The following is a 21244-nucleotide window of genomic DNA, read 5'->3' on the forward strand; positions in this document are numbered from 1 at the left end:
ACAGGCACCTCCTAGAATGGCTTGAAATCTGAACCGTCAACATAGTAACCATAGCAACCATTCTGATAGCCGAAGTCAAATTCATACTGGCCATCGTGGTCAGAAGTACGCTCGTTAAGAATTTCTATAGCTTCCCAGATTTTCGCATGAGCTTCTTCAGCGGCTGTAGTTGCATCTGAAATATCGCCACGAAGCTTTTCATCATTTTCAAGGGATGTGGACTGAGCATTGGAAATCGCCTGAGATAAATTCTCCTTATCCTTCTTTTCAATAGACTGATTTTGGGAAACAGTGTTAGTGAGCTCATCTACAAGCTGAAGAAGTTCGCTGTAGTGCTCCATATCACTAGATGAGGCAGAATTGAACTTGCTTTCAAGGTCGCCCCTGATTACTGAAATTTCTTTGTTGTTTGTCTGATATTTTGCATTGATGAGGTCATAAACTACTGACAGGTCATCCCTTGAAACTGAATCGCAGTTGTTAAAGTAATCCGCAATAATAGAATCCAGAGCCTGACGCTGTTCCTTAGAAAAGCCCTCCAAAGAATCGATGTAGTCATAAATCTCAGCAATAGCCTCAGCACTGGAAAGCTCAGAGGCATTCGAGTGACTTGCATTTAAAATATTCTTAAAGTTAATAAGCAAAAGAATAATCAAAGCAATAGCAAGCCCTGATAAGAAAAGTGCAAACCTGTTAAGGGTATTATCCTCCTTAACATATATTTTTTTGATTTGGGTAGAAAATCCCCTTGTATTTAATTTTTTATTCATTTCAATACTCCTTTTAATTAAATCTGTAAAGGAATATGAAAGTGGTTTAGATTCTGTTGAATTCCTGTGGGAAAATTGTTGAACCAACCTGATATAACATTTTGAAAAAAGACAAGCGCTAATATATCACGGGACAAAAATTATTGCAAGAGAAAAAAATGAAATGGATAGAAAAACTATAACACGGGCTTTGAAATTACCTTGACAGATTAAGGAAATACTTATATCATAAGTTAAGTTTTTTAATGCGATGATGAAGAGGAGTAATCAGTGTCGTCCTGTAGAGAGGGTCGCTCACCGGCTGAAAGGTGACCCAGGAGCTGAGCTGACGAAGGTAGCTTCGGAGCAGGTGGTGAACAAAGCGCCTCAGGGCGAACAAGCCATCCGAGTCGTTCCCGTAAGGAATAAGATGAGATATAAATGCAGGTGGTAACGCGAATCTTCGCCCTGTGTGTCGAATTTACCGACGCACGGGGCTTTTTTAATGCCTAGAAAGGAAGAGAAAATGAAAGAATTAGCTAAGACTTATGATCCTAAGGGTCTTGAAGACAGACTCTATAAAAAGTGGGAGGAAAATGGCTATTTCCACGCTGAGGTAGACCGCAGCAAGAAGCCATTTACAATCGTTATGCCTCCTCCAAATATCACAGGACAGCTCCATATGGGACATGCCCTTGATAACACAATGCAGGATATTCTTATTAGATATAAAAGAATGCAGGGTTACTCAGCTCTTTGGCAGCCAGGTACAGACCATGCAGCTATCGCTACAGAGGTAAAGGTTATCGAGCACCTTAAGAAGCAGGGTATTGAGAAGGATAGCCTTGGTCGTGAGGGCTTCCTTGAGAAGTGCTGGGATTGGAAGGATGAGTACGGAACACGTATCATCAACCAGCTTAAGAAGATGGGTTCTTCAGCTGACTGGGAGCGCGAGAGATTCACAATGGACGAAGGCTGCTCAAAGGCTGTTGAGGAAGTATTCGTTAAGCTTTTCAACGAAGGCTACATCTACAAGGGCAACCGCATCATCAACTGGTGTCCAGTTTGTCAGACATCTATCTCTGATGCTGAGGTTGAGCATGAGGAGCAGGCAGGTCACTTCTGGCACATGAAGTACGAGATCGTTGGCGAGCCAGGTCGTTTCGTTACTTTCGCTACTACACGTCCAGAGACAATGCTTGGTGATACAGCTGTTGCTGTTAACCCTAAGGATGAGAGATATCAGGATATCATCGGTAAGACTGTAATGCTTCCATTTGTTAATCGTGAGATTCCAGTTGTTGCTGATGAGTATGTTGATATGGAATTTGGTACTGGTGTTGTTAAGATTACACCAGCACATGACCCTAACGATTTCGAGGTTGGAAAGCGTCATGGCCTTCCAGTAATCAACGTTCTCAATGACGACGCTACTATCAATGCAAACGGTGGCGAGTTTGAGGGAATGGATAGATACGAGGCTCGTGAAATCATCGTTAAGAAGATGGACGAGATGGGACTTCTTGTTAAGATTGAAGACCACACTCATAACGTAGGAACACACGATAGATGTAACACAACTGTAGAGCCTATGGTTAAGCCACAGTGGTTCGTTGCTATGGAAGAGCTTGCAAAGCCAGCTATCGATGCTATCAAGACAGGTGAGCTTCAGTTCGTTCCTAAGAATTATGATAAGACATATTTACACTGGCTTGAGAACATTCGTGACTGGTGTATTTCACGTCAGCTTTGGTGGGGACACAGAATCCCTGCGTACTACTGCGAGAAGTGTGGTGAGACAGTTGTTGCGCGTTCAGCAGATGCTCCAACAGTTTGCCCTAAGTGCGGCCACGACCACATGAAGCAGGATGAGGATACACTTGATACATGGTTCTCATCAGCACTTTGGCCATTCTCAACACTTGGCTGGCCAGAGAACACAGAGGAGCTTGATTACTTCTATCCAACAGACGTACTTGTTACTGGATACGACATCATCTTCTTCTGGGTAATCAGAATGGTATTCTCAGGATATGCTCACACAGGAAAGAGCCCATTCCACACAGTACTTATCCACGGTCTCGTACGTGATTCACAGGGCCGTAAGATGTCTAAGTCACTTGGAAATGGTATTGATCCACTTGAGATTATTGATAATTATGGTGCAGATGCACTTCGTCTTACACTTATTACCGGTAATGCACCTGGTAACGACATGCGTTTCTACAACGAGCGTGTTGAGAACAGCCGTAACTTCGCAAACAAGGTTTGGAACGCTTCACGTTTCATTATGATGAACCTTGCAGATAACGCAGTTACAGAGCCAGCTGAGGCAGACCTTGCAACAGAGGATAAGTGGATTATTTCAGCAGTAAACACTTTAGCTAAAGATGTTACTGAAAATATGGATAAATATGAGCTTGGTATCGCAGTTCAGAAGGTATATGATTTTATTTGGGATCAGTTCTGCGACTGGTATATCGAGATTGTAAAGCCACGTATGTACTCTCAGGAGTATACAGCAAGCAAGAATGCAGCTCTTTGGACAGCTAAGTTTGCACTTACAAATGCCCTTAAGATGCTTCACCCATTCATGCCATTCATCACAGAGGAAATCTTCTGCACACTTCAGAGCGAAGAGGAGACAATCATGCTTTCAGCTTGGCCTGAGTATGATGAGGCAAAGAACTTCCCAGTTGAGGAAGCAAAGGTTGAGCGCGCAAAGGACGTTGTTCGTGGTATGAGACAGCTTCGTACAGATATGGATGTTCCACCTTCAAAGAAGGCAGCTATCCACATCGTAGCTGAGGATGCAGCAGTTCGCGCAATCTTCGAGGAGATTACACCTATCTTTGCAACACTTGCAGGTGCAACAGATGTAATCGTACAGGCTGACAAGCTTGGCATCGGAAGTGATGCAGTTTCTGCTGTAATCCCAGATGCAACACTTTTCGTTCCACTTGAGGATCTTGTAGACTTCGAGAAGGAGAAGGAGCGTCTCACAAAGGAGAAGGAGAAGCTCGAGAAGGAGCTTGCTCGTTCACGCGGAATGCTTTCAAATGAAAAATTTATGAGCAAGGCACCAGAAGCAAAGGTTGCCGAGGAGCGTGAAAAGCTCGCAAAATATGAGGCTATGATGGCTCAGGTAGAAGCTAGATTAGCTTCTATGAAATAGGAGGAAAATAAAATGGATGTAAAGAATATTTTAAGCAAGTGCGATCACACATTACTCGGTGTAGACGCTACATGGAACGATATTAAGGGAATCGTAGATGATGGTATGAAGTACGAGACTGCTTCAGTATGTATCCCAGCAAGCTTTGTAAAGCAGGCTGCTGAGTACGTAAAGGAGCAGGGCGGAAATCTTCCAATCTGTACAGTAATCGGTTTCCCAAATGGCTATGCTACAACAGCTTCTAAGTGCTTCATGGCAACAGATGCTGTAGATAACGGTGCTTCAGAAGTAGATATGGTTATCAATGTTGGTTGGGTTAAGGAAGGACGTTACGATGATGTTCTTGCTGAGATTAACGCAATCAAGGCTGCCTGCAAGGGTAAGCTTCTTAAGGTTATCATCGAGTGCTGCCTTCTTACAGATGAAGAGAAGATTAAGATGTGCGAAGTAGTATCTAAGTCAGATGCTGATTACATCAAGACTTCTACAGGCTTCTCTACAGGCGGAGCTACCTTTGAGGATATCAAGCTTATGGCAGACCATATGACAAACGGAAAGCTTATTAAGGCAGCTGGTGGTATCGCTGATCTTGAGGATGCTCAGAAGTTTATCGACCTTGGTGCTTCAAGACTTGGAACAAGCCGTGTTGTTAAGGCTGTAAAGGGTCTTCCAAACGACGGTAAGTACTAAGCCGTATCAAAATGCCTCAAACGTGAAAATTTAATGAAAAATACGCAAAATTTAGTGAACTTTATGACAAAGCTCAATTATTGAAATATAATTAAGCTATTCAGAATAGGCTTATTGTGAGCATATTTTGAACCGAAATAGTAAGTGAAGGACTAAATTTACACTTTTTTCATGTGGGGGACTTATGGCATTACCAGCACAAGCGCCAAAAGTACAAGTTTCATCTAATGGTTTGGAGGCCACTTTGACCTTCAAGATTCCTGACGGCAAAAACGAGGTACCAAGCTTTTCTGCAGCCCAGTTGCTTGGCTTCTTGAATAATGCCAATGTTACTTTTGGAATTGACCAGGATATGCTAAAGCGTCTGTCTGACAGCCCAATCTACGGTAAACCTATAAAGGTTGCCGAGGGAACGGCACAGCAGCAGGGCACCCCAGGGTATTTTGAATATACTTTTGATACTAAATTTAACAGAACGCCTACCATCCGTCCGGATGGTACGGCTGATTATATGAGCATTAAAACCATCGAGACTGTACAAAAGGGTGATGTAATAGCTATTTATCATCCAGCAGTACAGGGTTCTCGTGGTATGTCTGTTCGTGGACAAATTCTTGAACCAAAGCCAGTGCGTGACCTGCCACCTCTTATTGGACGAGGCTTTGATCGTTCTAATGACAATCTTACCTACACAGCAAAGCTTGATGGAAAGATTGAGGTGAATCAGGGAAAGATTATTATCTCTCCAGTTCATGAGGTTCAGGGAGATGTTGGTATCGAAACTGGAAACATCAAGTTCAATGGTGATGTAATCATTCACGGCGGAGTTCGTGATGGCGCAGTTATCGATGCAGCAGGCAATGTAATTATCCATGGTCTTATTGAAGATTGTGATATCAGAGCTGGTAAGGATTTGTTCCTTATTTCTGGTGTAAAGGGTAATGAAAAGACAATAATTACCTGTGGTGGTTCCATTACTGCACAGTTTGTGGAGTATGCTATCATTAACTGCTCTGGAAATATAACAGCAGACTATTTCTTCAAAAGCAAGATTTCCTGTGATGGTAAAATTGAGCTTAGTGGTAACAATGCTTCTATTATTGGTGGATTCGTTTCCGCAGTACAGGGCATTGAGGCTAATGACATAGGAAATTCATTTGGAACTATTACTAATGTTTCTGTAGGCGTTGATATTGAGCGTACTGCAGAATTTGAAATGCTTGCCAAAAAGATTGAAGATCTCAATTCCAACGTAATGAAGATTAAGAAGGGAATTGAGGATTTTGATAAGCTTGGTGAGGAACGAGGAATTAATGTAAAGGAAGACCCTCGACGTATGCAGCTTCTTCGTGTTAGAATTCGAGATGAAGCTATTGTACAGGAAGAGACAAAGCGTCTTGCCAAGATGAAAGAAGTTATCGTATCTGGCAAGGATGCTTCTATTAAGGTGTTTAGGCGTATGTATGCTGGTGCCAATATTTCCATTGACGACCATCATGTTACTATTACAGATAATCACGAGAGAGTCGAGATTACCAAGACACCTGAGGGTGTAAAGCTTACAAGAATTACTGGTGAACGAGCAAAGGATAAATAAAATGATTGATTTCGAAGAAGAGTTAAAGAAGTTTGAGCCTGCAATTGAGGTTGAACAGGCCGAGGCTGATATTAAGGCCAGAGATTTAACGGATTTAACAGATTTACTTGTTAATATTTCATCGCAGCAGAATGCTACCGCGACAACAAAATAACGAGACAGGAATAAATAGCTTTTATTTACGGAGAATAATAAATGCAATGTTTTATGTGTGGTGCCGAAGTTGGTAACGAAAAAGTTTGTTACAATTGCGGCGCCGATATTTTGTTATACAAACAAATCGTATACACATCCTATGTGTTCTATAATCAGGGCTTGGAAAAGGCAAAGGTTCACGATTTATCGGGAGCCATTGAAGCTTTGAAGACATCCCTCCAGTACTATAAGTACAATACCAGAGCCAGAAATCTTCTGGGTTTGTGCTACTATCAGGTGGGAGATACTGTCAGAGCTATCAATGAATGGGTTCTTTCCAAGAATCTTCAGGAGGAGGATAATCCGACTGCTGACAGATATCTTGCGGAAATCGAAAATGACCCAGGACTATTAACCAAGCTTAATTCCACTATCAAAAAATATAATCAGGCAATTGAATATTGTAAGGCCGGAAGCCGAGACCTGGCTATGATTCAGCTGAAAAAGGTTATCAGCCAGAATCCTAATCTGGTAAAGGCACATCAGCTTTTGGCACTTTTGTATATACAGGATGAGAAGTATGCTGATGCGAGGAAGGTTCTTTCTGCAGCGGCAAAGATTGATAGTAATAATACTACTACCATTCGCTACATACATGAGGTAAAGGAGCTTCTCAAAGAGCAGAACACTGGTAAGCGCAGAAAAAAGAACGATGTGTTTACCTTCAATGACGGAAATGACACTGTCATTATGAACGAGCATGCCCTTAGAAGCATGTTGGACACCACAAAAACCAGTCTTATCAATATTGTTCTTGGTCTTGTGGTTGGATTGCTTATCTGCTTCTTCCTTATTGTTCCAACAGTTAAGGATAATATGGCAGAAGGAAACACAGACACAATCCTTGCCCTCAATGAGAATCTTTCTGAGGAAAGAGATAAAAATCAAGAGCTTCAGGAAGAGATTGATAAGCTGAAATCATCTCTTTCAGCATATGATGAGACACAGGATATCCCTACGTCCTATGAGAATTTGCTTGCAGCCCAGAATGCACACGCAGCAGGGGATGATGCAGCAGCTGCAGAGTCTATTCAGTTAGTATCAAAGGAAGTTCTTGGAACAGCAGGAAAGACTGCCTATGACAGCCTTTACACAACTCTGGCTCCAACAATTATTCAGGGATATTATGAAGATGGAAATACCTTCTACGGTGATGAAAACTACGAAAGTGCTATTGTAAACTTCCAAACTGTAGTTGATATTGATGAAAAATATAATAACGGTGCCGCGCTTTTCCTTTTAGGAGATTGCTACAGACTGACAGGAGATTCAGCTAAGGCACTGGAATGCTTTAATAAGGTGGTTGAGCTCTATCCAGGTAATCAGTGGGGACGTCAGGCTAAGGTTTATATAGCAGCTGATGACACAGAGCTTAGTGCCACAGAGGTAGGTGACTAATTTGACAGATTTTCAGTTAATCAAATTGGCGTTAGAGGCCAGAGAAATGGCGTATACTCCATATTCACATCACAAGGTTGGAGCTGCACTTTTATGTTCAGATGGTACAGTTTTTAAAGGCTGCAATATTGAGAATGCAGGGTACACTCCTACAAATTGTGCAGAACGTACAGCAGTATTTAAGGCTGTAAGTGAGGGCAAAAAGGATTTCACAGCAATAGCAATTGTCGGTGGAATGGATAATTTAAAATCATTACCACTTTGTGCGCCTTGTGGCGTATGTAGACAGGTTTTAAGAGAGTTTGTAGCGCCTGAAAAATTTAAAATCTTGCTGGCAGAAGTAGAAGATGTGTCAAATGTATCTACAATTGAAGAAACTAGTGTGAAAATAACGACAATGACCCTATCAGAGCTGCTTCCGTTAGGCTTTGGCCCCGAAAATTTAGTGCTCTAATAGAGTAAATTCCTTGCAAAATATCCTAAATAATTTATAATTTTACTTAGGTGTTTTCAAATATTAAATGAAAACGTAATTAATAGGAGGAATTAAGAATGAAAAAGAAGTTATTAAGCGTACTTCTTGTAGCTTCAATGGTAGCTACTATGTTTGTTGGTTGTGGTTCATCATCTAACGACTCAGCTTCAGATGCTACTGCTACAACAGAAGAGGGGGCAGCAGATGCTGCAGCTAGCGATAAGAAAATCGCTATGATCACAGACTCTGGTGATATCACAGATATGTCTTTCAACCAGACAACTTATGAGGCTTCAAAGGCATTTGCTGAGAAGAATGGAGTTGATTTCCAGTACTACAAGCCAACAGAGGATTCAGATGATGCTCGTATCGCTTCATTTGAGAACGCTGTTACAGATGGTTACAACGTAATCATTGTTCCTGGTTACCTTTTCGCAGGTATGATCGCTCAGTGTGCTGCAGATTATCCAAATGTTACAATCATCGCACTTGACTGCTCACAGGGTGATTTCGAGGGCGCTGGTATGACAGAGCTTCCAGAAAATGTTTGCTCATTCACATATCAGGAAGAGCTTGCTGGTTACATGGCAGGTTATGCAGCTGTTAAGGAAGGCTATAAGAAGCTTGGCTTCCTTGGTGGTATGGCTGTTCCAGCTGTTATCCGTTATGGTTTCGGTTTCGTTCAGGGATGTAACGATGCAGCTGTTGAGCTTGGCAATGCTTCAGATGTAGAAGTTAACTACGTATATGGTGGTCAGTTCTACGGTGATGACGCTATTACAGCTCAGATGGATACATGGTATTCAAATGGTACAGAAGTAGTATTCGCTTGTGGTGGTGGTATCTACACATCAGCTTGCGAGGCTGCTACAAAGGTTGACGGCAAGGTTATCGGTGTTGACGTTGACCAGGCTGGTACAATTGAGAACGCTTACGGCGTTGAGGGACTTTGCATTACTTCAGCTATGAAGGGTCTTGCAGCAACAGTTGATGCTACACTTACAGATCTCTTCGCTGGTAACTGGTCTAACTACGCTGGAAAGATCGAGAACCTTGGTATCGTATCAGGTACAGATCCTTCACTCAACTATGTTCAGCTTCCAACAGATACATGGACAATGACAAACTTCACAGTTGATGATTACAAGGCACTTGTTGCTTCATTAAACGATGGAACAATCAAGGTTAGCAACTCAACAGACGCTATGCCTTCAACTGAGATTACTGTTAAGGAATTCGACAATATTCACTAATTTCCCGTAGTAATTATATGAAACTATCAATAAGGGAAGGTCTAAACGCCTTCCCTTATTTTTAGAATAATGGATTATTCAAAGCTATATAAAACATTATTATCAATGAGGGAAGTATAATGATGTTTTCTATGGTTTTGCATTTCTAGGGAGAAAAGCATCATCAGAATATTTTAAAGCAATTAGAAAGGTGTATTGCGATGGAAGACTATGTAATTGAGATGTTGCATATCACAAAAGAGTTTCCAGGCATTATTGCAAATGACGATATCACTTTGCAATTAAAGCGTGGCGAAATTCATGCGCTTCTCGGGGAGAATGGCGCCGGAAAGTCCACACTTATGAGTGTATTATTTGGACTTTACACACCGGAAAAGGGAGTTATTAAAAAGGACGGTAAGGAAGTTAAGATTAACAACCCTAATGACGCTACTGACCTTGGTATTGGTATGGTACACCAGCATTTCATGTTGGTTGATATTTTCACAGTTTTAGACAACATTATTTTGGGTTCTGAGCCTAGCAAGTTTGGTTTCCTTACAAAGGCAGAGGCTCGCAAGAAGGTTATGGACTTATCTAATAAGTACAACCTTAAAGTAGATCCAGATGCATTAATCGAGGATATCACTGTTGGTATGCAGCAGCGTGTAGAAATCCTTAAGATGCTTTACAGAGATAATGATATTCTTATTTTCGATGAGCCTACAGCGGTTCTTACACCACAGGAAATCGATGAGCTCATGAAGATCATGAAGGACTTGGCTGCAGAAGGAAAGTCAATCCTCTTCATCACTCATAAGCTCAATGAGATTATGGAAGTTGCCGACAGATGCTCTATCCTTAGAAAGGGTAAGTATATCGGTACAGTTGACGTTGCAAATACTACAAAGGAAGAGCTTTCTTCTATGATGGTAGGACGTAACGTTAAGTTTGCTGTTGATAAGGTGGAGGCACAGCCTAAGGAAGAAGTACTTAAGGTTGAGAACGTTTGCGTTAAGAGCAAGCTTCACTCAAATGATTCTGTACACAACGTATCATTCAACGTTCGTGCAGGTGAAATCGTTTGTATCGCTGGTATCGATGGCAATGGTCAGACAGAGTTCGTTGGAGCTCTTACAGGTCTTGATGACATCTCTAGCGGTAAGATTACACTTTGTGGCGAAGACATCACAAAGAAGTCTATCCGTTACAAGAATACACATGGCATGAGCCATATTCCTGAGGACAGACATAAGCACGGTCTTGTTCTTGATTACTCTCTTGAGGAGAACATGATTCTTCAGAGATATTTTGAGCCAGAGTTCTCAAAGCACGGTATTATCAAGAAGGCAGACATGAGAAAGTATTCTGACAGACTTACAAAGGCATTCGATGTTCGTTCTGGTCAGGGTGCTAAGACTATTGTTCGTTCAATGTCTGGTGGTAATCAGCAGAAGGCTATCGTTGCCCGTGAGATGGATAGACAGCATGAGTTACTTATCGCTGTTCAGCCTACACGTGGTCTCGATGTTGGTGCTATCGAATACATCCACAAGGAAATCGTTAAGGAACGTGATAATGGCAAGGCCATCCTTCTTGTTTCTCTTGAATTAGACGAAGTTATGAACCTTTCTGATAGAATTCTTGTTATGTATGAAGGTGAGATAGTAGGTGAGGTTGATCCAAAGACTACTACACTTCAGGAATTAGGATTGTACATGTCAGGCGCTAAGCGTGATGACAGAAAGGAGGCTAAGTAATGGAGAAAACAAGCTTTATTAAACGACCAGCCGTACAGACATTACTTGCTTCAATTCTGTGTGCTATTTTAGGTATCGTTTTAGGTTATATTATTCTCTGCTTCATGAATGCAGAGCACGCTGGAGAAGGTATGGCAGCTATCCTGACAAACTTCTTCAAGTATCGTATTGCAAGCACTAATACTCTTATGAAGTATATGGGCTCATTTTTAGTAAAATCAGTTCCAGTAATTCTTTGTGCAGAGGCTATTCTCTTTGCATACAAGGCTGGACTTTTCAACATCGGTGTTGCAGGTCAGTATACAGTTGGTATTATTGCCGCACTTTATACATCACTTGCACTTGGTTGGAGCTGGCCATTATGCTTACTTGCTACTATCGCAGCAGGTGCGCTTTGGGGCTTCATCGCAGGATGCTTCAAGGCATTCTTCAATGTAAACGAAGTTATTGCTGGTATCATGCTCAACTGGATTGGTCTTTACATTTGTAACATCATCCTTGGTGGTGAGAAATGTATGAACCAGAGTAAGTCTGAGACATACGAAATCAGCGACTTAAATCCTTCAGGACTTCTTCCAGGATTCCTTCAGGATGTTTTTGGTGGCAACCAGTACATGACAATTGCTATTCCAATTACAGTTATTGTTGCTATTATCATTCTTGTAGTATTAAACAAGACTACTTTCGGTTATGAGCTTAAGGCTACAGGCCATAACAAAGAGGCTGCAAAGTACTCTGGTATGAATGCAAAGAGAAACATCATTCTCACTCTTGTTATTTCTGGTGGTATCGCAGGTATGGCTGCAGGCTTATATTACCTTACAGGCGTTGAGCACTTTAAGATTGCATCTTCAGTTCCAGGCATGGGCTTCAATGGAATCGCTGTTGCGTTCCTTGGTGGTCTTCATCCAATCGGAGCTATCATCGCCGGACTTTTTGTTGAGTACATCACACTTGGCGGTCAGTACCTCAACACAAATTATTACAATCCACAGGTTGCAGATCTTATGATTTCAATCATCATCTATCTCTGCGGATTTGTATTATTCTTCAGAACAATACTTAACAGACCAGGCAAGGTAAAGGTTAATGCCAATGCCGAGCCAGACAATACAGCTAATAAAGCTGAAGAAAAGGAGGTGTAAAGGATGGTATTATTAATTCAGTACACACTTATTTTCTCAGCAGTACTTATTCTTGTAGCTTTGGGAGGTATGTTCTCAGAGCGAAGTGGTATCATCAATCTTGGTCTTGAAGGTATCATGGTATTTGGTGCTATGGCAGGCGCAATGGTTATGGTTCTTCTCCCTAGTGATGCATCAAGATTTACAATCATTGCACTTACACTTTTAGCTGCCGCAGTTGCAGGTATGCTTTCGTCACTGCTTATTGCAGTTGCTTGTATCAACTTTAAGGCTGATCAGACACTTATCGGTACAGCTCTTAACATGCTTGCTACAGCATCAGCAACAGTTATTATTAAGGGCTTCAACACAGCTCGTTCAGGCGGTACAGATTTTTCTGCAAAGCTTGATTATGTAAGAGGACATAATGCGTTCATGTTCAACATCGGTTCACTTCAGCTTAGCTGGTTTATCGTTGTTGCAGCAGTTCTTCTTGTAGTAGCAATCATATTCTTCTACAAGACAAAGCTTGCACTTAGAATTCGTGCTTGCGGTGAGCATCCACAGGCAGCTGATTCAGTTGGTATCAATGTTTACGCAATGAGATACATCGGTGTTCTTATGTCAGGTTTCCTTGGTGGACTTGGTGGAATTATCTACATTGCAGCAGCCAACTCTACATGGCATTTTGATTACGGTGTAGCAGGTGCAGGTTTCCTTGCTCTTGCTGTTATGATTTTTGGTCAGTGGAAGCCAGAGCGTATTGCTTGGTCAGCAGTGCTTTTCGCATTGTTCCGCTCACTTTCAAACGTATACATGGGAATCGGATTCCTTCATGCACTTCCTATTTCAGGAACTGTATACAATATGTTCCCATACATCGTTTCACTCATAGTACTTGCATTTACATCACAGAATTCTAGAGCACCTAAGGCTGAGGGTGTTCCATATGATAAGGGCGCTCGTTAATAGCTTATAGGAAGGCTGTTTATTATGAGAGTAATCAATGTAAACGAAATCAAACCTGGAATGATTCTTGCGGAGAGATTAGTCAGTCCTCGTGGTCAGCTGCTGGCTGAAGCGGGTACATCTATCACTGCGCAGCAGCTTCTACATGCTACCTACTATGGTATAGAGAAGGTGGCTGTTCAGGATGAGGAAGAGGCCATTGATAAATATGACGATGAGGCTCCAGATGAATTTATTGGAGAGACTCAGTCATGGCGTATTTTAAACAGTAGAGAATTTAAAGAATTCAAACAGGCTTATAACAAATGTACAGATAAGCTTGAAGCAATCATTACAGACTTTGTAGAAAACAAAGTCCCTATCGAAAGTGAAGAAATAGTAGAAGAGATCCACAGAGTGTTTGAAAAGCACTCCACTGGACTTGGCATCATGGCAATGATGCTTAATATTCAGGAACTTGATGCATCCACCTTCCAACATTGTGTGAATGTTGCGATTATATCCAGAGTGTGTGGTGGCTGGATTGGCATCACCGATGAAAAAGAGTTGGATGTACTTACCATGTGTGGCTTGTATCACGACATTGGTAAGTCACTGGTTCCTCACACCATACTTACTAAGCCAGACAAGCTTACCAAAGAAGAGTATGCGAGAATGGCTGAACATCCCCTTCTGGGTTACAATCTTTTGATGGATGCCAAGCTTGATAGAAGAATCAAGTTAGCAGCACTTCAGCATCACGAGAGAAATGACGGCAGCGGCTATCCTTACGGTCTTACCAAGGATTTCATTAGTCCATTCTCAAAGATAATCGGTATCACTGATGTATATGATGCCATGACAGCTGACAGAGTCTACAGAGCAGGCATATGTCCTTTCGAAGTAATTGCCCAGTTCCAACGAGAGGATAAGGCTAAATATGATCAGCATATTCTACAGGTATTCCTTGAGAATATTGCAGAATCTTATATAGGCACAGGAGTACTTCTCTCAGATGATAGCCGCGGTATTATCAGCATGATTAATAGCAAGGCTTTATCGTGTCCACTAGTAAAGATGGATGATGGAAGCTTCATAGATTTGCGTGAAAGAAGCGACTTGTTCATCAGGGCATGTATTTAATAATTTGTTAATATTTTACCTTATAATGGCTTCCGTTTATCGGAAGCCATATTTTATTGTATTTGACGCATATACAACTAGTGTGTAATAACTGCAAATAATAGTATTTTTTACTAAAAAGTGAACTAAATGTTAAAAAATTTAATGTAATCGTTACATTGATTGCATTTATTGTATATGGTACGATAGTGCAGATTTGTACAGTAGCTACAGTTATGCTGTTCAGGAATGGGGCGAGATAATAATGGACATTAAAACGAACAGATTTGCAGTGAAAAATACACTGGGAATGTTTGACTTACTTAAGGGACTTCTTATGGTATCTATGATAATTGGTCATACTCACGGATACTTTGAGAATATTAATTTCATACCAAAGTATATTTTTATCACTATTTTAGGAATAGCTGGTGAGCCAGCCATGCCAATTCTTTTGATTATTGGTGGCTATGGCTTTAGAAAGACTGCACTTATAAAATCTATTAAACAGCAGCATAAAAGATTATTGGTTCCTTTTGCTATCACAGTATTGATAACGGTTGTTGCTAACTGGGTTCTTTATCCATTGGTATTTGGGTGTGGTATGGCATCTGGCACAAAGCAGGCCGCTAAAATATTTATTGCATCTGCAATGGGCTATGCCCAAGAGACGACATTTTTTGGAATAGTACTGGAATCCTGCGGACCGGTTTGGTTTTTCCTGGCAATGGCTATTGGTATGGTTATTTTTAACCTACTTGCCAATTATCTAGAAGGTGAAAAGCTTTTACTTGCCACCGGACTTCTGGCAATACTTGGCTGGCTTTCATCTATTAACATCTGTTTGCCTTGGACTATTTCACAGGCCTTGGTTTCCACTTTTTATATAGGTCATGGTCATTACGCTAAGAAGAAAAAAATGTTCACTTCTGGTGAACATATAAAAGGTATAACCATCGGATCAATTCTGATTATTGCAGTAGTATTACTTTTAAAGCTTGTAAACGTAAAAGTTGATATGGCAAATAATATATACGCACTTGGACCTGTTTCCATTATTCTTACAGGCTTAAATGGATATATTGTTATTTACTGGTTTTTACGTCTAAATAGATTTGAAGGTAAGATTCTTAATGGACTTAGAAGCGTGGGACGTAACTCCTTATATGTTTTATGTGTCCATGCCATTGAGATTACAGCTATTGGACGCTATATCCAAATGCATCTTGTTGATACCTGGCAAGGACCTGTTTGGGTTAGAAATCTGATTATTGTAAGTGCGAATGCAGTAGCTTTATTTGCTGGTACCTACGGCTTTTTATGGGTGAAGAATAACTATACAGAATTAGCTGAAAAGGTTAGATATATTATGTTCAGACGGAGGAATAAGACTTGGACAACATTTATGAAAAAATTATAAGCACTATTGAAGATGTGGCAGATATTCCAAGGAATGAAATCGAAGAGAGTAGTTCTTTTATGGATGATCTTGATTTAGCGTCCTTAGAGATTATGTCAATCATTGCAAAGCTTGAAAAAGAGTTTTCTATTAAAATAGCAGAAAATGAGCTTTTAAAGTTAGAAACTGTTAGCGATATGGTAGAGCTTATTGCTTCAAAATAACATGTGAAAGGGCTGTGACGTTTGTCACAGCCCTTTTCGTGGTATGAATCTCCATTAACCCTCGGCTTTTGCAGAGCTTTCTGCTGCCTCGGTGTTATTTTCAGTTTTTCCACCGTTCTTCCATGCTTCGAATTTCTTGAGAACAGCATCATAGGTCTTAGAAGAAATTTCTGGAAGATCTTTGCCCCAGGTGCCAGTTGCCTGTTCATAGCCTTTCTTGAAGGCTGCCAAAAGGTCATCAGCTTTTTCTGGATCATCTCCAGAAAGAGCTTTCGCAAATTCTAAGATTCTGTCAGAGGTCTTCTCAACGCCCCAATATCCATCCTCAGAAATATCTTCTTTAGCCTTTGCGATTGTATCAGGATCAGCGGTAAATTTTCCTTCTGCCAGGAATTTCCACATATCATCCTGAGAAGCGATAGCGAAGGTACTTCCCTGTCCGGCTATGGTCTTCTGAACTATCTGTAAAAGATTGTTCATCATCTTTTCCTGGTCAGCCTTTAGCTGTTGAACAAGAGCAGTTCTGTCGCCCTTTGAATATTTATCAGTCTTAGCAACAGCTTCCTCATCTGACTTCTCATATACAGCAGCTTCCTCTGAAAACTTTCCAGCCTTCTCTTCAGTTTTAGCAGTTTCCTGGGTATCTTTAGTTGAATCCTTAGCCTCTACAGGCTTGGTGTAAGTAGTCGAAACGTTAGAACTAACGCTATTAAGAATATTAGTATCCATAATAAAAACCTCCTTGTACCGTGGCCAAATATCAAACCATATGGAAATCCTTTTCCTATTCTTTCTATCGGCGGTTTAATGATAAAAATTTACAGCTAGATTGTATTTATTTTAATACAAAATCCTTGTAAATGTGTGGTACCTTTGTTAAAATTTAAGAGTATTGAATACAAAAAACATACAAGTGCAAAATACAAGAGAATACAATTTTGCATGGAGGCTATATTAGAAATGGATAGTATTGACGTAAAGGCATTAGCCAAGATTAACATTGGTCTTGATGTTACAGGCATCAGGGATGATGGATATCATGAGGTTCGCATGATTATGCAGACGGTGAATCTTTTTGATAAGCTCACTGTTAAGAAGGTAAAGGATGGGACAGTTTCCATGTCCACAAATCTTAAGTTCCTTCCTGTAAATGATGATAACCTATGCATAAAGGCAGCAAAGCTGTTGATAGATGAATTTGGAATCAAAGAAGGTGTGGATATCTCCTTGGAAAAGCATATACCAGTTGCAGCAGGTATGGCTGGAGGCTCTACAGACGGTGCAGCAGTATTATTTGCAGTAAACAAGCTCTTTGATTTGGGATTATCAAAAAAGGATTTAATGGATAGAGGTGTGAAGCTGGGAGCAGACGTACCGTATTGTGTTATGAGAGGCACTGCTCTTGCTGAGGGAATTGGAGAAGTCCTCAGTCCACTTCCTCCTATGATTAAGTGCCCAGTGCTTATTGCAAAGCCTGGTATTTCAGTATCCACCAAGCAGGTATATCAGGATTTGGATGCCAAATTTGACAAAGTTAAGCATCCTGATATTGATCAGCTAATAGAGGACATAAAGGCACAGGATCTAAAGACGCTGTGCTCTCACATGGGAAATGTTTTGGAGGAGGTTACAATACCTATGTATCCAATCATTTCAGATATAAAACAAAACATGATGGATCATGGTGCTGTTGGTGCCATGATGAGTGGAAGCGGACCTACTGTATTTGGATTCTTTGAGGACAATAAAACTGCAAAGGCGGCAAAGGAAGCCCTTACAGAATCGGGAATGGTTAAGCAGTTGTATCTCACAACATTGTTTAACAATAAGTAGGTAATGACTTGCTATTGAGGGAGGTTACTAAATTACAATGACTGAAAATCTTACATTACAGATGGATGATTATTTACCACTTAGAGATGTGGTATTCAACACACTTAGAGAGGCGATTTTAAAGGGGGAGCTTAAGCCAGGCGAGCGTCTAATGGAGATGCACCTTGCAACTAAGCTTGGAGTTAGTCGTACTCCTATCAGAGAGGCTATTAGAATGCTTGAGCAGGAAGGTCTTGCGGTTACAATCCCACGCAAGGGTGCTCAGGTAGCTAAGATGACAGAAAAGGATTTACAGGATGTGCTGGAGGTAAGAGATGCCCTTGATGCTCTTGCTGTAGGATGCGCCTGTGAACGTATGACTGATGCTCAGTTTGTGGAGCTTAAGGAGGCTATGAAGGCCTTTGAGGCAGCTACAAGAAAGGATGATGTTCGTAGCATTGTAGAAGCTGATGAAGCTTTCCATGATGTAATATATGCAGCAGCAGCCAATCCAAAGCTTGAGGCTATTATCAATTCAGCTCGTGAGCAGATGTACAGATATCGCTACGAATATGTTAAAAATCCATCAGTTTATGCACAGCTTATAGAGGAACACAAGCAGATTATCAACGGCTTCGACAGAAGAGATGTGGATTTCCTTAAGAATATTATTCACACACATTTATCAAATCAGATTAATGCAGTTCGCGAGGTTATAAGAGAGCAGAAATAATTTATGGAAAAAAATCATTGCAAAATACATCTACAGTCCAGACAGAAAATGGGCGCAGATGATGAGACAACTAACCAGGAATACATAGGAGAGATTGCGGAGCGAAATGACCGCCGATATCTTTCTTATCAGAGATGCAGCGAGGATGGAGACATCAGCTGTCTTATTTCCTTTGACAGACGCAGCCTTTCAATGACTCAGAAGGGTGCGCTTAATTCAAAGCTTGAACTGTTTCCTGGGAAAAAGACAGAAAACATTTACAGTACTCCAATGGGCGATTTGAATCTTCCTATTTTCACCAGAAACTATCAGATGATGGAGATGGGAAATAAGATTAAGCTTGTGTTGGATTACGACATTATTACTGGAGGGGACCCTATCAAAACCTCCATGGAAATTGAAATCGAATTTTAAAAAGCTCTGGTCTTTTTAGGCCAGAGCTTTCGTTTTGTTTTATTAATTGCCAGTAGCCATGTTCTTAAGTCTAATCATCAAATCTCTTACTGGTGGAAGGAAGAGAACGATGATAGTAATAGCTGCCTCTGTGAAAATATAAATTGCATTGTAAGCAAGTGAATAAGGTAATGGGCTCCAGCCTTCAGGAGCATATTCTCCAAAGAAGAGCCAGCCTGATAATACCGCAAATGCGTAGCGGCCAAGAACAGCTACGATATATCCCTTGATGAGACCATTCTTAGACTTAGTGAAGAAACCTGAAAGTCCAAGGGCTCCAAATGCAAGTATGTAATCAACTATTACCTGAGCTGGGAATAAAATATATGGATCTACGATGAGATTTAAAAGTCCGTAAGCAACGCCTGTTACAATGCCAATAACTGGTCCAAAGAAGAATCCAGGAAGGCAGGCAACCAGCATTGAGAGTGGTGTAATAGAACCACCCATAGGAAGCTTAAGGAGCTTAATGTTTGAAAGAACAAATGCAATAGCTATTGATACAGCACAGAATGCAAGCTGTTTTGCTGTAAAGCTAATTTTGCTGTTTTCCTTTGAAGAAATGTGGTTAATCATAATAAAAAAATCTCCCTTCATACATAATGCTAGGAGATCGTATAAATAGCTTCCTTACGCTGGTATTATCCAGTTCAAGTGATAAGGGTCGGTGTAACACCTCTCAGCAAATGCGCCCCTAGCAAATCGTTTATTTAATTTCAATAGAAAAATATCACATGTATTGCCACGAGTCAATAGAATTACCCCAATTATATGTGTTACAATCAAATTAAAGAAAACATAGATGGGAATTTATATGGTAAATACAGAAAAGATTATAGAAAAAGTAATATTGGTTGCAGTTAACGAGGGGGACGAGGCAGAGGCCTGGGACTCTCTTAAAGAGCTGGAGGATTTGTGTGAGACAGCTGGTGCGCAGGTTGTTGGTCAGATTATGCAGAATTTGGATCGCAGAAATCCTGGTACCTATGTTGGTACTGGTAAGGTGGAAGAGATAGCAGATCTTATCTGGGAGACAGGTGCTACAGGAATTGTCTGTGATGACGAGCTTACTCCTGCGCAGATGAGAAATCTAGCAGATGCATTAGATACAAAGGTAATGGACAGAACCTTGATTATCCTTGATATCTTTGCGGCAAGAGCAGGAACTGCCGAGGGTAAGATTCAGGTTGAGCTTGCACAGCTTCGCTACGAGATGACCAGACTTACAGGCTTTGGTAAGAACATGTCACGAGTAGGTGGTACTGCAGCAGGTGGCGGTGGAGCTATTGGTACTCGTGGTCCTGGTGAGAAAAAGCTGGAGATGGACAAGCGTCTCATTGCTGGACGAATCTCGCAGCTAAAAAAGGAACTTGCAGATGTGGTTTCACACCGTGAGATTACAAGAGCAAAGCGTCAGCGTAATGGTGTACCTGTGGCGGCTATTGTAGGCTACACAAACGCTGGAAAATCATCATTATTGAATAAGCTTACTGATGCAAATATCCTTGAGTGGGATGCATTGTTTGCCACCTTGGACCCTACTACAAGAGAGTTACTCCTTGATAATGACCAAAAGATTCTGCTAACAGACACAGTAGGATTTATTAGAAAGCTGCCTCATCATCTTGTAGATGCCTTCAAGAGTACCCTTGAGGAGGCAAAGTATGCTGATTTCATTATTCATGTGGTTGATGTAAGCAATCCCCAGATGGATCGTCAGATGGAAATCGTGTACGAGACACTTGATAAGCTTGGTGTAGCTGATAAACCTATTGTTACCATCTTTAATAAGGTGGATAAGGTGGCAGATGAGCATGATTACCATGATTTAAGAGCGGATTATACCGTTCATACTTCTATTAAAACTGGCAAAGGTTTGGACAGAGTTCGTGAGATATTAGCGGAGCTTCTTCGTGACGGAAAGGAATATGTAGAAAAGCTTATTCCTTATACAGAGGCTGGAATAATTGCAAAAATTCGTGAGAATGGCGAATTGATTTCAGAAGAATACCGAGAGGACGGCATATTTATTAAGGCTTATATGTAGGAAGTGCTGAAATTGATTAAACTCTTAGACATTCATCTTCTGATTTGGTATGATAATTTCGGACGAAAAGCGAAAGGGAATTATTTTACTTTTCATGAAGGAAAAGTGCGG

At 40.9% G+C, this 21244-nt stretch carries 20 protein-coding genes and 1 riboswitch; of the genes, 17 read left to right on the forward strand and 3 right to left on the reverse strand.

Annotated features, from left to right (window positions below):
- Window positions 1-11: 11 nt before the first annotated feature.
- Window positions 12-770: a hypothetical protein gene (locus BLP54_RS07860; RefSeq protein ID WP_090168487.1), complete on the reverse strand. Its 759-nt coding sequence runs from the start codon at window positions 768-770 to the stop codon at window positions 12-14.
- Between the two features lie 505 nt (window positions 771-1275).
- Here BLP54_RS07860 and BLP54_RS07870 point away from each other — a divergent pair.
- From BLP54_RS07870 to BLP54_RS07925, 13 genes are all read left to right on the forward strand, one after another.
- Window positions 1276-3924, forward strand: a complete 2649-nt coding sequence (locus tag BLP54_RS07870) for a valine--tRNA ligase (RefSeq protein WP_090168730.1) — start codon at window positions 1276-1278, stop codon at window positions 3922-3924.
- 12 nt (window positions 3925-3936) lie between these two features.
- On the forward strand, window positions 3937-4614 hold the full coding sequence (gene deoC / locus BLP54_RS07875; RefSeq protein ID WP_090168492.1) for a deoxyribose-phosphate aldolase: 678 nt from the start codon (window positions 3937-3939) through the stop codon (window positions 4612-4614).
- Between the two features lie 184 nt (window positions 4615-4798).
- A complete protein-coding gene (locus BLP54_RS07880) occupies window positions 4799-6211 on the forward strand; it encodes a DUF342 domain-containing protein (RefSeq protein ID WP_090168494.1) in 1413 nt (470 codons plus the stop codon).
- 1 nt (window position 6212) lies between these two features.
- Window positions 6213-6365: a hypothetical protein gene (locus BLP54_RS15815; protein ID WP_176754510.1), complete on the forward strand. Its 153-nt coding sequence runs from the start codon at window positions 6213-6215 to the stop codon at window positions 6363-6365.
- A gap of 41 nt (window positions 6366-6406) precedes the next feature.
- Window positions 6407-7804, forward strand: coding sequence for a tetratricopeptide repeat protein (locus BLP54_RS07885; RefSeq protein WP_090168497.1), 1398 nt, complete (start codon window positions 6407-6409; stop codon window positions 7802-7804).
- A gap of 1 nt (window position 7805) precedes the next feature.
- Complete coding sequence (locus BLP54_RS07890) at window positions 7806-8258, forward strand: cytidine deaminase (RefSeq protein ID WP_090168500.1); 453 nt, start codon at window positions 7806-7808, stop codon at window positions 8256-8258.
- 98 nt (window positions 8259-8356) lie between these two features.
- Window positions 8357-9532 carry a BMP family lipoprotein gene (locus BLP54_RS07895; RefSeq protein ID WP_090168502.1) on the forward strand — a complete coding sequence of 392 codons (1176 nt, stop codon included), beginning with the start codon at window positions 8357-8359 and terminating at the stop codon, window positions 9530-9532.
- Between the two features lie 200 nt (window positions 9533-9732).
- Window positions 9733-11271: an ABC transporter ATP-binding protein gene (locus BLP54_RS07900; RefSeq protein WP_090168505.1), complete on the forward strand. Its 1539-nt coding sequence runs from the start codon at window positions 9733-9735 to the stop codon at window positions 11269-11271.
- Window positions 11271-12416 carry an ABC transporter permease gene (locus BLP54_RS07905; RefSeq protein ID WP_090168508.1) on the forward strand — a complete coding sequence of 382 codons (1146 nt, stop codon included), beginning with the start codon at window positions 11271-11273 and terminating at the stop codon, window positions 12414-12416. Before BLP54_RS07900 ends, BLP54_RS07905 begins: the two co-directional genes overlap by 1 nt.
- 3 nt (window positions 12417-12419) lie before the next feature.
- Window positions 12420-13364, forward strand: coding sequence for an ABC transporter permease (locus BLP54_RS07910; RefSeq protein WP_090168512.1), 945 nt, complete (start codon window positions 12420-12422; stop codon window positions 13362-13364).
- A gap of 24 nt (window positions 13365-13388) precedes the next feature.
- The gene (locus BLP54_RS07915; RefSeq protein ID WP_090168515.1) at window positions 13389-14486 is read left to right on the forward strand and encodes an HD-GYP domain-containing protein; all 1098 of its coding nucleotides are present in this window, start codon (window positions 13389-13391) and stop codon (window positions 14484-14486) included.
- 244 nt (window positions 14487-14730) lie between these two features.
- Window positions 14731-15885, forward strand: coding sequence for an acyltransferase family protein (locus BLP54_RS07920; RefSeq protein ID WP_090168518.1), 1155 nt, complete (start codon window positions 14731-14733; stop codon window positions 15883-15885).
- On the forward strand, window positions 15858-16088 hold the full coding sequence (locus tag BLP54_RS07925) for an acyl carrier protein (RefSeq protein WP_242870663.1): 231 nt from the start codon (window positions 15858-15860) through the stop codon (window positions 16086-16088). Before BLP54_RS07920 ends, BLP54_RS07925 begins: the two co-directional genes overlap by 28 nt.
- A gap of 54 nt (window positions 16089-16142) precedes the next feature.
- Here the strand turns inward: BLP54_RS07925 and BLP54_RS07930 are convergent, their stop codons facing one another.
- Window positions 16143-16817 carry a hypothetical protein gene (locus tag BLP54_RS07930; protein ID WP_090168523.1) on the reverse strand — a complete coding sequence of 225 codons (675 nt, stop codon included), beginning with the start codon at window positions 16815-16817 and terminating at the stop codon, window positions 16143-16145.
- 231 nt (window positions 16818-17048) lie between these two features.
- On the opposite strand from BLP54_RS07930, the gene ispE reads away from it, so the two are divergent.
- The 3 genes from ispE to BLP54_RS07945 are packed head-to-tail and all read left to right on the forward strand — an operon-like array spanning window position 17049 to window position 19047.
- On the forward strand, window positions 17049-17921 hold the full coding sequence (gene ispE / locus BLP54_RS07935; RefSeq protein ID WP_090168736.1) for a 4-(cytidine 5'-diphospho)-2-C-methyl-D-erythritol kinase: 873 nt from the start codon (window positions 17049-17051) through the stop codon (window positions 17919-17921).
- 37 nt (window positions 17922-17958) lie between these two features.
- Entirely contained in the window at window positions 17959-18633 is a 675-nt protein-coding gene (locus BLP54_RS07940; RefSeq protein ID WP_090168528.1) for a GntR family transcriptional regulator, read from the forward strand.
- Between the two features lie 3 nt (window positions 18634-18636).
- Window positions 18637-19047, forward strand: a complete 411-nt coding sequence (locus BLP54_RS07945; RefSeq protein WP_090168530.1) for a YwiB family protein — start codon at window positions 18637-18639, stop codon at window positions 19045-19047.
- A gap of 42 nt (window positions 19048-19089) precedes the next feature.
- Here BLP54_RS07945 and thiT read toward each other — a convergent pair whose 3' ends face one another.
- Complete coding sequence (gene thiT / locus BLP54_RS07950; protein ID WP_090168740.1) at window positions 19090-19662, reverse strand: energy-coupled thiamine transporter ThiT; 573 nt, start codon at window positions 19660-19662, stop codon at window positions 19090-19092.
- Between the two features lie 34 nt (window positions 19663-19696).
- A riboswitch (TPP riboswitch) is annotated at window positions 19697-19792 on the reverse strand.
- A 108-nt stretch (window positions 19793-19900) separates the two neighbouring features.
- Here thiT and hflX point away from each other — a divergent pair.
- Window positions 19901-21133, forward strand: a complete 1233-nt coding sequence (hflX, locus tag BLP54_RS07955; protein ID WP_090168743.1) for a GTPase HflX — start codon at window positions 19901-19903, stop codon at window positions 21131-21133.
- Window positions 21134-21244 lie beyond the last annotated feature (111 nt).

This window comes from Pseudobutyrivibrio sp. 49, assembly GCF_900100545.1.
Taxonomy (GTDB): Bacteria; Bacillota; Clostridia; order Lachnospirales; family Lachnospiraceae; genus Pseudobutyrivibrio.